The sequence below is a fragment of the Mesorhizobium sp. P2_A8 genome (assembly GCF_056404935.1).
This window is the reverse complement of the sequence record NZ_JBFUDB010000008.1, coordinates 347,454-360,286: the sequence shown is the minus strand read 5'-3', so window position 1 is coordinate 360,286 and position 12,833 is coordinate 347,454. Positions and strand designations below refer to the sequence as shown.

13 protein-coding genes are annotated in these 12,833 nt (G+C 62.7%); 6 read left to right on the top strand and 7 right to left on the bottom strand.

What is annotated here, in order from left to right; all coding sequences use genetic code 11:
• Window positions 1-4: 4 nt before the first annotated feature.
• The 4 genes from AC1D10_RS24575 to AC1D10_RS24560 all read right to left on the bottom strand — a co-directional run bounded on the left by AC1D10_RS24575 (window position 5) and on the right by AC1D10_RS24560 (window position 4,242).
• Complete coding sequence (locus tag AC1D10_RS24575) at window positions 5-1,192, bottom strand: amino acid ABC transporter permease (protein WP_477276430.1); 1,188 nt, start codon at window positions 1,190-1,192, stop codon at window positions 5-7.
• A gap of 63 nt (window positions 1,193-1,255) precedes the next feature.
• Window positions 1,256-2,284, bottom strand: a complete 1,029-nt coding sequence (locus tag AC1D10_RS24570; RefSeq protein ID WP_477276428.1) for an amino acid ABC transporter substrate-binding protein — start codon at window positions 2,282-2,284, stop codon at window positions 1,256-1,258.
• A gap of 422 nt (window positions 2,285-2,706) precedes the next feature.
• Window positions 2,707-3,597, bottom strand: a complete 891-nt coding sequence (locus AC1D10_RS24565; RefSeq protein ID WP_477276426.1) for a DUF2182 domain-containing protein — start codon at window positions 3,595-3,597, stop codon at window positions 2,707-2,709.
• A gap of 9 nt (window positions 3,598-3,606) precedes the next feature.
• Entirely contained in the window at window positions 3,607-4,242 is a 636-nt protein-coding gene (locus AC1D10_RS24560) for a DUF1326 domain-containing protein (protein WP_477276424.1), read from the bottom strand.
• Between the two features lie 330 nt (window positions 4,243-4,572).
• On the opposite strand from AC1D10_RS24560, the gene AC1D10_RS24555 reads away from it, so the two are divergent.
• The 5 genes from AC1D10_RS24555 to AC1D10_RS24535 all read left to right on the top strand — a co-directional run bounded on the left by AC1D10_RS24555 (window position 4,573) and on the right by AC1D10_RS24535 (window position 8,817).
• Complete coding sequence (locus AC1D10_RS24555; protein WP_477276423.1) at window positions 4,573-5,742, top strand: cystathionine beta-lyase; 1,170 nt, start codon at window positions 4,573-4,575, stop codon at window positions 5,740-5,742.
• A 252-nt stretch (window positions 5,743-5,994) separates the two neighbouring features.
• A complete protein-coding gene (locus AC1D10_RS24550) occupies window positions 5,995-7,083 on the top strand; it encodes an HPP family protein (protein WP_477276421.1) in 1,089 nt (362 codons plus the stop codon).
• 101 nt (window positions 7,084-7,184) lie between these two features.
• A complete protein-coding gene (locus AC1D10_RS24545; protein WP_477276419.1) occupies window positions 7,185-7,859 on the top strand; it encodes an RNA polymerase sigma factor in 675 nt (224 codons plus the stop codon).
• A 113-nt stretch (window positions 7,860-7,972) separates the two neighbouring features.
• Window positions 7,973-8,497 (top strand): DUF4142 domain-containing protein, encoded by a 525-nt coding sequence (locus AC1D10_RS24540; protein ID WP_477276417.1) that lies wholly within the window; start codon window positions 7,973-7,975, stop codon window positions 8,495-8,497.
• Window positions 8,498-8,508: 11 nt separating this feature from the next.
• On the top strand, window positions 8,509-8,817 hold the full coding sequence (locus AC1D10_RS24535) for a cupredoxin domain-containing protein (RefSeq protein ID WP_477276415.1): 309 nt from the start codon (window positions 8,509-8,511) through the stop codon (window positions 8,815-8,817).
• On the opposite strand, the gene AC1D10_RS24530 is transcribed toward AC1D10_RS24535, so the two are convergent.
• The gene (locus AC1D10_RS24530) at window positions 8,763-9,659 is read right to left on the bottom strand and encodes a crotonase/enoyl-CoA hydratase family protein (RefSeq protein ID WP_477276414.1); all 897 of its coding nucleotides are present in this window, start codon (window positions 9,657-9,659) and stop codon (window positions 8,763-8,765) included. The two genes, AC1D10_RS24535 and AC1D10_RS24530, sit on opposite strands and share 55 nt — an antisense overlap.
• A gap of 80 nt (window positions 9,660-9,739) precedes the next feature.
• Between AC1D10_RS24530 and AC1D10_RS24525 the strand changes: the two genes are divergently transcribed.
• Window positions 9,740-10,327, top strand: coding sequence for a TetR/AcrR family transcriptional regulator (locus AC1D10_RS24525; RefSeq protein WP_477276412.1), 588 nt, complete (start codon window positions 9,740-9,742; stop codon window positions 10,325-10,327).
• Here the strand turns inward: AC1D10_RS24525 and AC1D10_RS24520 are convergent.
• Window positions 10,324-11,550 (bottom strand): anion transporter, encoded by a 1,227-nt coding sequence (locus AC1D10_RS24520; RefSeq protein ID WP_477276410.1) that lies wholly within the window; start codon window positions 11,548-11,550, stop codon window positions 10,324-10,326. The two genes, AC1D10_RS24525 and AC1D10_RS24520, sit on opposite strands and share 4 nt — an antisense overlap.
• 148 nt (window positions 11,551-11,698) lie before the next feature.
• Complete coding sequence (locus tag AC1D10_RS24515) at window positions 11,699-12,706, bottom strand: glycosyltransferase family 4 protein (protein WP_477276408.1); 1,008 nt, start codon at window positions 12,704-12,706, stop codon at window positions 11,699-11,701.
• Window positions 12,707-12,833: the final 127 nt, after the last annotated feature.

Here is a 12,833-nt window from a genome sequence, read left to right as displayed (position 1 = left end):
GTCCCTACCTCTCCACCAGCGCCATTTTGGCGTTGAACCAGTTCATCAACAGCGAGGTCAGAAGGCTGATGGCCAGATAGATCACCATCATGATGACCACGCATTCCACAGCCTGGCCGGTCTGGTTGAGCACCGTGCCGGTCGTCGCCGTCAGGTCGGGATAGCCGATGGCGATGGCGAGCGAGGAATTCTTGGTCAGGTTGAGGTACTGGCTGGCCAACGGCGGAATGACGATGCGCATGGCCTGCGGCACAACCACCAGCCGCAACAGCTGGCCGGAGCGCAGGCCAAGCGCCTCAGACGCCTCGCTCTGGCCCCTGGCGACGCCGCGAATGCCGGCGCGCACGATCTCGGCGATGAAGGCCGCGGTATAAAACGACAGCGCCAGGTAGAGCGACAGAAACTCCGGCTTGACGGCGAAACCGCCGGTCAGGTTGAAGGTGGACTGTTTGGGAAAGTCGAAGGTTAGCGGAAAGCCGCTCAGCGCATAGGCGAGCAGCGGCAGCCCGACAATCAGCGCCAGCGATGTCCAGAATACCGGGAATTGCTGGCCGGTCGCCATCTGCCGCTGATGCGCCTTGCGGGCGACGAACCACGCCATGGCGATGCCGGCAAACAGTCCCACCAGGATCAGCCAGGAGCCGTCGCCCCAGATGGCGCGCGGAAAATAGAAGCCGCGCTGGTTGAGGAAGGAGCCGAACGGCAGGTTGATGCTGTCGCGCGGCGGCGGCAGCACGGCGAGCACGCCGGAATACCAGAAGAAGATGACCAGCAGAGGCGGAATGTTGCGAAACACCTCGACATAGACGGTGCAGATCTTCTGGATCAGCCAGTTTTTCGACAGCCGGCCGACACCGACGATGAAACCGATGATGGTGGCAGTGATGATGCCTACAAACGCGACGATCAACGTGTTGATCAAGCCGACGATGATGGCCCGGCCATAGGTGGAGTCCGACGTATAGGCGATCGCCGTATCGGAAATATCGAAGCCGGCGCGGCCCTTCAGAAAGGTAAACCCGGAGGCAATGTGCAGGTTCGTCAGGTTCACGATCGTGTTGTGGACGATCCACCAGACACCGGACACCAGCAAAGCAACGACCAAGCATTGATAGAAAATGCTGCGGACTTTCGGATCGTTGATGAGAGAAGCGCGACTTGGCTCCACTCGAATAACTTCCTGCGACGCCATTCGACCGTCCCCTGGAAAGAGAAACCGGAAGGCAGAGGATCTGCCTTCCGGATCACATTTCGATCAGCGGATCGGCGGAGCGTATTGCAGGCCGCCTTTGGTCCACAGCGCATTGATGCCGCGGGCGATCTTCAGCGGGCTGCCCGAACCGACATTGCGGTCGAACATTTCGCCGTAATTGCCGACGGCCTTGACGATGTTGACGACCCAGTCGTTGGAGACACCGAGATCGGTACCGATCTTGGTATCGGCTTCCTGGCCGAGCACGCGCTTGATCTCCGGGCTGGGCGAGTTCTTCATTTCATCGACATTGGCCTTGGTGATGCCGAGTTCTTCTGCCTGCAGCAGCGCGAAATAGGTCCACTTGACGATGTGGTACCACTGGTCGTCGCCCTGGCGAACGGCCGGTCCGAGCGGCTCCTTGGAGATGATCTCGGGCAGCACGACGTGGTCGGCCGGCGCCCCGAGCGTCAGACGGATGCCGTAGAGGCCCGACTGATCGGTGGTGTAGACGTCGCAGCGGCCGGCGTCATAGGCGGCGTTGACTTCTTCCAGCTTCTCGAAGACGACCGGGTTGTACTCCATCTTGTTGGCCTTGAAATAGTCGGCGAGATTGAGCTCGGTGGTCGTGCCGCTCTGCACGCAGACAGCGGCGCCGGAAAGCTGCAGCGCCGAATTGACGCCGGGCAGCTTCTTGGCATTGATCATGAAGCCCTGGCCGTCATAGTAGGTGACGCCGATGAAGTTCAGGCCGAGCGCGGTATCGCGATTGATGGTCCAGGTGGTGTTGCGCGACAGGATGTCGACCTCACCGGATTGCAGAGCGGTGAACCGCTCCTTGGCGCTGAGTGGAGTGAACTTGACCTTGGTGCCGTTACCAAAGACGGCGGCCGCGACAGCGCGGCAGAAATCCGCATCGATACCTTGCCAGTCACCCTTGTCGTCCGGCGCCGAGAAGCCAGCCAGGCCGGTCGAGACACCGCACTGGATGAAGCCCTTTGCCTTGACGGTATCGAGCGTCGTTGCCGAGGCGGCCGACGCCATCAATCCAAGCGTGGCGGCGCCAAGAATGCTGATAGCAATATGTTTCATGACCCACAGACCCTTTTCTCTGTTTTTCAGGCAAACCCTGATCTTTTCCCGTGTGAACGCAGCTCCCATTCCGGCCCATACCCGGAACCCCGCATCGCAACCGACGCGCTGCCTCCCATTCACGAATGGCATCGAAGGCGATAATTCCCGTGAGGTCAAGGAAAATGACCGAATTCCAAAGAGTTTGAAAACCAACCGCGGCAAATGCCTGAATTGCAGCCAAGGGCACCAGGAAATTAGCAAGCCGCGCAAACAAAATTGGCAAAGGCCGGCCGGCCGCGGATCCGGACTTTGCCATCGAAATCCGTCCGGAGGATTTGCTGCGCGCTGCTGGATTTATCCCGGGATAAGTTGGCATATCCAAAGACGCCACATGGCGAGGACAGGTCGCATGTGCCGCCCGAAACCGGAGGAGCCCCCGCTCAAATTGCTTGAACGAGCAGCCAGGCGCCGATTGCCGCCATCAGCGCGCCAGAGATGCGCGGGATCAGCTGCCCGGTCGGGACCGTCTTCTCCAGGAGAACAAGGATGGCGATGCCGGCGATCCACAGCACGTTCATGACGCCGCCGACGAACAGGAGCGCCATCAACGCCCAGCAACAGCCGAGGCAATAGGCGCCGTGACGGATCCCGAATCGAAGCGCACCAGGCGGATCGGAGCGGAACCCGCCATGACTGGCCAGAAATGCGACCGGTGCCTGGCATTGCTGCAGGCAGACGCCCTTCATCGGAGTCCATTGATAGAGACCGGCGGCGATCAGGACGAGGCCGCCGAGAACCGTACTGTTGGTTGCCATCATCGGGCTCAGCAAGGTGAGACTGGTCAGCAGCCATTGCGTGCCGGTCGCCGCCGCGCTGAAGGCAACCCAGACGAGCAGATAGCCGGTAAAAAACCATGCAGTCGATGCGATGGGCCGCCCGCCCGCCCGCGCCTTGCGGCCGACCCCGGCATAGAGCAGCACCATCGGCGCGACCGACGGCGTCATCATGCCAACCATCATGACGGCCCACATGGCGAAGATGAAAGCGAAGTCGGCTGGCGCCCAGGCCCGGAAACCGGGCGCCACCGCAGCGCCCATGTCCATGCCACCCATGTCCATACCCGGCATGTCCATGCCGCCCGCATTGGTACCCGACATGTCCATGTCACCCATGTCGCCACTTGTGGCGCTCGGCGTGGCAGCATCCGGCATGGTCATGTCGGCGGCGAGCCACAGTACATAGGCCCATGCGAGCACGGCAATAATGACGAGCGCGGCCGTCACGACTGTGCGGTCGCGCCGCAGCACCGCCTCGAGGGCCGTGTCGCTCATTGGATCAGGTCAATGCACGATGCCACTTTGCGAGAGGTGCAAATTGGCGAAATGGCTGTGCGAGTCTGCCAGCTCGAACTTGATCGGGCCGGTTGCCTTCGTCCAGCCGCGCCCGACCTCGGCAAGCGAATATTCGAAACCATGCGTGAGGTCGATGCGCGCCCGATGCTCCGCGCCGGTGACGGGATTCTTGATCGGCTCGCCGTGGCCCGAGGTTACGCCCGGCACGTCGAGGCGAGCCGCTCGGGCATCGACGTCGACTTCGAAGTCTATTGCCGCGAAGATCGGGTCGTGGACCGTTTCCAGCGTGGTCGAAAAGACCTGGAATATGGTCGCGCCGGGCTCGGTGTCCTCCCCGCTGAGAATGCGAAGCAGCGCTCCGCGCTGCGCCTCGGTCGCCCGCTCGTCAATGACCACTGCCGCCTCGCCCCCGCCGTGGTGGATTGCGCCGGGCCAGCGGAAGACACCGGCAAAGCGCAAGCCATCCAGCCTGGTGTCGCCATGATAGCCGCTTTCGATTTCCACGCCGACCACCGCCCGGCAGGATCCATCCGTCGGCAAAGCGTTGAACTGGCACGGGCAGCCATAGGCGCAGTTGCAGTTAACGAACTCGCGCGCCTTTATCATCCACTTGACGTCGGTCATGATATTCCTCCCCTTGGCTGCATTCATGTCTATGCAAGCGAGATGCCCGGATCGCAGGGGATCAGGAGGTCAACCGGGAATGATCATCCGGCAGCGCCTGATCGAGGCAGTCCGGCAAAAGTATTAGGATTCAATCATATATCTTTCCCGGCCGTCTTCAATAGCCGACCGGCCCAGGGGCGCAATGCGCTGGGACCGGTGCAAGATTGAGCGCCTTTCACCAGGGACGACTTGGTACATCCGAAGTCGGTTCCCTGGCGGGTGCGGGCCGGTTGCACGGCCATTGCCGCCGCACTATGGCTAGCGCCTTGTCAAACAAGGCGAAGAAGAATGGCGAAAGACGGCGACGGACTGGGTTTCAACACGCGGCTGGCCCATTCGGGCAACAATCCGCATGACTATTTCGGCTTCGTCAATCCGCCGGTGGTGCATGCCTCAACCGTGCTTTATCCCGACGCGGCGTCGATGGCGGCACGTAGCCAGAAATACACCTACGGCACGCGCGGCACGCCGACGACCGATGCCCTTGCCAACGCCATAGATGCACTGGAAGGCTCGGCCGGCACGATCGTGGTGCCTTCGGGGCTCGCGGCGGTGACGATACCGCTGTTGGCCTTCGTGTCGGCGGGCGACCATCTTCTGATCGTCGATTCTGTCTATCACCCGACGCGCAATTTCGCCGACACCATGCTGAAGCGGCTGGGCGTCGAGGTCGAGTACTACGCCCCCGATGCTGGCGCCGGCATCGCGGCGTTGATCAAGCCCAACACCAAGGTGGTGTTCACCGAATCGCCGGCCTCCAACACGTTCGAGCTGCAAGACATCCCGGCCATCGTCAAGGCGGCGCACGCGGCAGGCGCCCTCGTCATGATGGACAACACCTGGGCGACGCCGCTGTATTTCCGTCCGCTCGACCACGGTGTCGACATCTCGATCCATGCGGCCACGAAATACCCGGCCGGCCATTCCGACGTGCTGCTTGGCACGGTCTCGGCCAACGAAGGCTGCTGGAAGCATCTCTACGAAAGCTTCTGCACGCTTGGCTGCTGCGCCGGACCCGACGATGTCTATCAGGTGCTGCGGGGCCTGCGCACCATGGGCGTTCGCCTCGAGCACCATCAGCGCAGCGCGCTCGCCATCGCCTCCTGGCTCGAGGGGCAGAAGGGCGTGGCGCGCGTGCTCCACCCTGCCCTTCCCAGCCATCCGGACCATGGCCTGTGGAAGCGCGACTTCTCGGGCTCGAGCGGCATCTTTTCCATCGTGCTTGCCGGCGGTGGCCAGAAGCAGCAGCACGCCTTCCTCGATGCGTTGCAGATCTTCGGCCTCGGTTATTCCTGGGGCGGCTACGAGAGCCTTGCCGTGCCGGTCTGGCTCGGCGACCGCGTTGTTGCGAAAGGTCCGTATGAAGGTCCGTTGATCCGCCTGCAAATCGGCCTCGAGGATGTCGAGGACCTGAAGGCCGACATCTTGCGCGGCCTGACCGCGGCGGCGGCTGCCTGAGCGATCAGAGCACTCTGCCAAACTGATTCAACGGGTGAGTGCAAGCAGCTCGAAAGACTGGTGAACCGCCACGTCGCCCAGCGGAGCTAAATCGGCACCGCGGCGGATGCGGCAACAACGTCACGGAATTCTATTTCTCCAAACCGCGACTTCGCGGATCAATTTGGCTTTCAACTTCGACATTGCCGCGTCATTGCGGTGCGATCATCGCGGTTTCGACTTCCTCTGGAATACCGGCTGAGTTCCGACCCCATGGCCTTTCGCCTCTTTGTTCCCATTCTTGCCGGCGCGACGCTGCGCGAGCGCATCATCGCCTGCATCGGAGCGACGATCGGCATTGCACTGACCGGGGCGATCGGTGGCCTGGTGCTCGGCAACGGCCCGCACGTGCCGCTGCTGGTGGCACCGATGGGAGCCTCGGCCGTGCTCCTGTTCGCGGTGCCGGCCAGTCCGCTGGCGCAGCCATGGTCGATCATCGGCGGCAACACGATATCGGCCCTGGTCGGCGTGATCGTCGCACATTTCATCCACGAAACCGCCCTTGCCACCGGCATCGCGGTGGCGCTGGCCATCGCCGCCATGTCGTTCACACGCTGCCTGCATCCGCCGGGCGGAGCGGCCGCCCTGACCGCCGTGCTGGGAGGGCCTGCCGTCATCAGCGCCGGCTTCCTGTTTCCATTCGTGCCGGTGGCACTGAACTCGCTTCTGCTGGTGGCGCTCGGCTATGGCTTCCACAAGCTGGCCCGGCGCAATTACCCGCACGTGCCGGTTTCAGCACCGACGAACAGCCACGGCACCGTCGATCTACCACCGCAGTTGCGCGTCGGCTTCCAGCCCGAGGACATCGATGCCGCGCTTGGTGCACTTGACGAGACGTTCGATATCGATCGCAACGATCTCGACCGGCTGCTGCGGCAAGTCGAATTGCAGGCGATGGTGCGCGCGCACCAGAACCTTCTCTGCGAGGACATCATGTCGCGCGATGTGATCTCGGTCGACGCACACACCTTCGCCGGGGCGGCACGCCAATTGCTCCTTGACCACAACATCCGTACCTTGCCCGTCGTCGACGCAGAGGCAAGGCTGGCTGGCACCGTGGGGTTGCGGGAACTGGCGCTGGCCTCCGGCACGGTTGGGCCCGTCATATCGCCAGCGGCGACAGCCGCCGCCGGTTTCGCCGCCATGGGTCTGTTGCCCGTGCTCACCGACGGCCGCAGCCATGCGGTCATCATCGTCGACGACGACAGGCGGATTCTCGGGCTGATCACCCAGACCGATCTGCTGGCGGCCACGGCACGCCTGCAGGTTGCTGACAAGCCTTCGCCGGAAGCGCTACGGTAGCCACAGCCGGACCCGGCGAAAACGGCCGGGAACCTTTTGCCGGCAATGCCATCCAATCTCTCAATCGGGTTCGGGTCCGAGATTGGGTTGAGGAACTGGCCATGCCTGCTGTCTTGACGGCGATGCCTTCTGTTGCTTCAGGCGACATGCAGCTCGTACGCCGCGCCCTGGCGCGCGAAGGCGACGCTTTCCGCACCATCATCAAGACGCACAATCAGAGGCTCTACCGCATCGCCCGCGGCGTGGTGCGCAATGACAGCGAGGCCGAGGACATCGTGCAGGAGGCCTATGTCAGGGCCTTCGCTCATCTCGATGCCTTTCGCGGCGATTCCTCGCTGGCCACCTGGCTGTCGCGCATCGTCATCAACGAGGCGCTCGGCCGCCTGCGTAAAAGGCGCAGAACGGTGGCACTGCCGGAAAATCCGCAAGCCGAGATCATCCGGTTCCCCATCAACCCCAGCGACGATCCGGAGCGGACGATGGCGCAACGGCAGATCCTCCAGCTGGTCGAACAGGCCACCGACAGCCTTCCCGATGTCTACCGGACGGTGTTCGTGGCGCGCGTAATCGAAGGGCTGAGCATCGAAGAGACCGCCGATCTTCTCGGCGTGCGGCCACAAACCGTCAAGACAAGGCTGCACCGTGCGCGCGCCCTGGTGCGCAAGGCCCTGGACGACCAGATCGGGCCGGTGCTGCTCGATGCGTTTCCCTTCGCCGGCCGGCGTTGCGAAAGGCTGACCAGCGCCGTGATGCGGCGGCTCGGCCTGGAAAGCTGACCCTCGTCGTACTGGCTCATTTTGGCGGGAACGTTTACCGCTGCCCTGCATCCAATGACCGTCAACTGAGAAAGCTGCCCGGCGCGATTTCCGCTCCTGGCGAAGGAGATGCCATGCTTATTCGTCACACCGCTGCCCTGGCCGCCATGCTGCTGCTTGGCACTGCACCGTTTGCACAAGCCGCCGACAAGCCGACCGACCCGCAGATCGCCCACATCGCCTACACGGCTGGGGTCATCGACGTTGAAGCGGCCAAGCTGGCGATCGAGAAATCGAAGAACAAGGACGTCGTGGACTTCGCCAAAGACATGGTGCGCGACCACGAAGCCGTGAACGTGCAGGCGCTCGACCTGGTCAAGAAGCTGAAGGTCACGCCGGAAGACAACGCCACCAGCCAGGCGTTGAGCAAGGCTGCCGCCGAAGAAAGGACCAAGCTCGCCAAGCTCGAGGGTGCCGCCTTCGACAAGGCCTATGTCGACAACGAGGTCGCCTACCACAAGCAGGTCAACGGCGCTCTCGAAACACTGCTCATCCCGTCGGCCAGCAATGCCGAACTGAAGAGCCTGCTGGAAACCGGCCTGAAGATATTCCAGGGCCATGAGCAGCATGCCGAACATGTCGCCGGCATGTTGAAGTGAGGACAGCGATCATGTCGAAACGCCATCTGTTGATTGCGTTGACGCTGGCCATCGGTATCGTTCCGGCACAGGCTGAAACCATCCAGGTCACCATCGACAAGCTGGTGTTCTCGCCAGCCACCGTCGAGGCGAAGGTCGGCGATACGATCGAGTGGGTGAACAAGGACGTGTTCGCCCACACGGCCACCGTCAAGGGCGGTTGGGAGGTGATGATCCCGCCGAAAAAGTCCGCGAGCCTCACCTTGCAGAAGGCGGAGACGGTCGACTATTTCTGCCGCTTCCACCCCAACATGAAAGGCCGTTTGGTGGTGGCGCCCTGATCCAGCGCCAACGAGGCCCGCCTGGCCTCATCAGGCCGGGCGACATGCGTCCACGAGCCATCATAGCGGGGCTCGCGGCGCGTCAGCCAGGCATCGAGCCCTTCGCGCAGATCCGCGGTCGGAGCTATGCGGGCGAACTGCTCGGCCTCGACCAGCAAGCCTTCGGCGATGCTCTGGTTGAGGCCGCGCGCCACTGCCGTGAGGATGCTGGCGACCGCCAGACCTGAGTGCCGCAGGATACGCCTGGCAAGGCCGATTGCGGCCGGCATCAAATCGCCATGCGGCACCACCTGGTTGACCAGGCCAAGTTCAAGGGCGCGCTGGGGCGGAAACCAATCGCCGGTCAAAAGCAGTTCGAGCGCGCGCTTGCGCCCGGCTAGCCTGGGCAAGCGCTGCGTTCCGCCAAATGTCGGTGGCATTGCGAGGTTGATTTCCGGCTTGGCGAACAGGGCGCGATCGCTGGCGATGGCGAGCGGCACGGCCTCGGTGATTTCGCAGCCGCCGCCAAAGGCAATGCCGTTGACGGCGGCGATGACCGGTTTGCGGAACGCTTCCAGCCTTGCCGTCAACCGCTGCCCGCGCATGACGAAGTCGCGCATCGCGACGTCGGCGCCAAGCGCCACGCTGGCCGAGAACTCGTCAATGTCGCCTCCCGCCGAAAACGCCCGCTCCCCTGCACCGGTCAGAATGACCGCGCGGACGCCGTCATCGACTTCGATGTCGTCAAGGATCGCAAGCAGGCGATCCATCAGGGCATAATTCAGCGCGTTGAGTTTCTCCGGCCGGTTGAGGGTGAGGATGGTTACCCCGTCGCAGGTCTCGCTCAGGACAAGATGGGTCATTTTTCTTCCTTTCCAGATACCTCTGGAAAGGATCACGCATTCGATTGCTTGTATATTTACTAGTCGGTATACATCACTTCATGCCTGAAGCGTCGAGTCCTACCCGCAAACGCATTGTCGAAGCCGCGACGAAGCTCTTCTATGCGGAGGGAATCGGCCGGGTCAGCGTCGATGCCATCGCCGAAAAGGCAGGGCTCACCAAGCGGACGCTTTATTACCACTTCAAGAGCAAGGACGATCTGATCGCCGCCTATCTCGATGGCCGCGACCAACCCAATCTGAAGCGGATGGCCGGCTGGTTCGATGCCGCCGAAGGCGGGGCGGATCGCAAGGTCGAGGCGATCTTCACCAATCTGGCGAGGGCCGCACGCCATCCGAAATGGAAGGGATGCGGCTTCCTGCGCACGGCTGCTGAACTCGCTTCGATGCCTGGACATCCGGCGATCAAGGTCGGGTCGCGGCACAAGTCAAATTTTGAAACATGGCTGGCTGGCGAATTGTCCGACCGCAGCGTCGAGGAGCCGCAAGCCCTGGCACGCGAGATCGTGCTGCTGATAGACGGCTCGTTTTCGATCATGCTGATCCATCGCAACCCCGATTATATCGAGGCAGCCGGCCGCGCCGCGGCGACGCTTGTCCGGGCGCGAATTTCAAGCAACCAGGTCTAGAATCCCAACGCCAGCCAAGCCGTGCCCACGGCAAGCGTTATCAGCGTCAGCGGCAAGCCGACCTTGAAGAAGGCGCCGAACGACAGCTGCGTACCGGCAGCCCTTGCCTGCTCGGCGACGATCAGGTTGGCGACCGAGCCGAGCAGCGTGAAATTGCCGGCCAGCGTCGAACTCATGGCGACGACCAGCCAGGCACGTTCGGGGTTTTCGAGGCCGGGTATGAAGGGCCTGAGTGCCAGCACGGCCGGGACATTGCTCATGATGTTGGAGAGCACCGCGGTGAAGCCGGACAAGCGCCAGACATCGTCCAGGCCGAGGTCCTTTGCCGAGGCGATGATGTCGGGCGTCAGCAGTGTCTTTTCCGCGCCGGCAACGACCACGAACAGACCGGCGAACATGAACAGCAGCGGCCCGTCGATCTCGCGGTAGATGCGTTCCGGTTTGATGGCACGGGTGAGCAACAGGATGGCGCCGCCGACGAGTGCCGCCTTGGCGACCGGCACGCCGGCGAAGAAGGCGACGGCCAATCCAATGCAGACCACCACCGCCTTCAGCACCTGTCCCTTGTGCATACGGCCACGCGAGACCTCGGGCGTCAGTTGGACCGTGCGGGCGAATTCGGTCCGGTAAACGATGCGGACAATGACAATGACCGCGACGAGGCCAAACAAGGCGACCGGCGCGAGTGCGGCCGAAAAGGCTGGATAGGAAATGCCCGACAGCGCGCCGATGACCATGTTTTGCGGATTGCCGGTGATGGTGGCGACGCTGCCGCAATTCGACGCGGTGGCGGTGGCGATCAGATAGGGGATGGGATTGCGCTTGATGACGCGGGTGACGTGGACGACGATCGGCGCCATCACAAGGCAGATGGCGTCGTTGACCAGGAAGGCCGACAGCACGCCGGTGAGCAGCGTCACCATCACCAGGAGCATGAAGGGCGCATGCGCGTGTTCGATGGCGACGGCGCCGAGGCCGCGAAAGGCGCCTGAGACCTTCAGATGCGCCACCACGATCATCATGCCGAGCAGAAGTGTGATGGTGTCGAAATTGATCGCGCGGTAGGCATCCTCCATGCCGAGCGCGCCAATGGCGATCATCGCGGCCCCGCCGAGCAGCGCGATCCCGGCCCGGTCGAGGCGCAGGCCCGGGATGCGGCCAATGGCGACACCGGCGTAGGTCAGGACCAGGATCAGCAGTGCCGCCGCGCCCGTCAATGTCATCGGTAAGAAGTCCTGCTCGGTCTGTGGCGCGCCGCGGCCCGTCCGCCCCGTTGATTCGCTCGCGTGCCAGCTTTAGCGCGATGTCGAGATCGATGACAAACAGGCCGGGGACCGAAGGTGTCCGCAAAGCCCAGTGGATGACGTGCCCCTAACGCAGATAGAAATCCAGCCGCTGTCGAAGCGCATGCGAGGAAAACAGCTGCTCGACGGTCCGCCGCGCCTCGCGGCCCACTGTCGCACGCAGCCCCGGGTCGGCTTTGAGGTCGGCCAGGATCTGCCCCGCCTGTTGCGTCGTTTCGAACAGAAAACCGTTTTCGCCATGCCTGATATGGTCGGCGTAGCCGCCATGCGAATGGCAGACCACGGGCAGACCACAGGCCATCGCTTCGAACACCACCCGGCCGAACGTCTCCACATGCGAGCCGCTGCGATAGTAGAACACGTCGAGCGTCGGCAGGAACTCTTCAGCCGCAAACCGGCCTTGTGGGAGGAGTTCGAGTTGCGAATGCGGTTTAAGCCTGTCCTCGAGCACCATCCCGCCCTGAATCCGCAGCGCGACGCCACCTGCCAGCAATGCTTCGTAGAGCGGCACATCGTCCGCATGATGTTTGTCAGGGGTGTCGCGGCTCAATCGTCCCAGCGTGAACGGACGACCCGGCTTGGCCGGTTGCGGTAGGAAACGTTCGATATCGATCGGCGACGGATGCACGACGCCATCGACCCGCAGCATGCGTTTCTGAAAATCGGAAATCAGCACCAGTTCGGCGTCGGGCCAGTTCAGCATGCGGGGCATGCGCGTCGTCAGCGCGATGACTTTCGGGTGAAAGGTATTGAAGACATAGATCAGCCGGCGCGGCCGGGGGATCAGGTAAGGCCATATCTTGTTGCGCCAGTGCGCGCCAAGGAAGACGTAGGTCCCGCCATCCGGCACATTCCACTTTGCCGGTGAGATGCGGCGAATCGGAAATTGCCGCATCAACTCGCCGGATACCCTTGAGGACGTTGCCCACAGACGCACCTCGGAGTCGGCGCTCAGCAACCGGTACAGCTCCAGGGTTTCGAGGTCACTGCCGCCAAACGGGTTCTGAAAGCCATTGAACAGATGAATCATGGTTGCCGCGCTGATTTTGCCGTCCCGCCACTCGTTCGCCGGCATTGAGACTAGCGGTGACTGGACCGCCAGCCCGGACGCTTGGGGAACTCAGGAGCTCAGGACCGTTTCAGCGGTGATCCATACATCACCGACGCGGAGGAATCACGGCGTTATGGGGACGTCAAGGAAG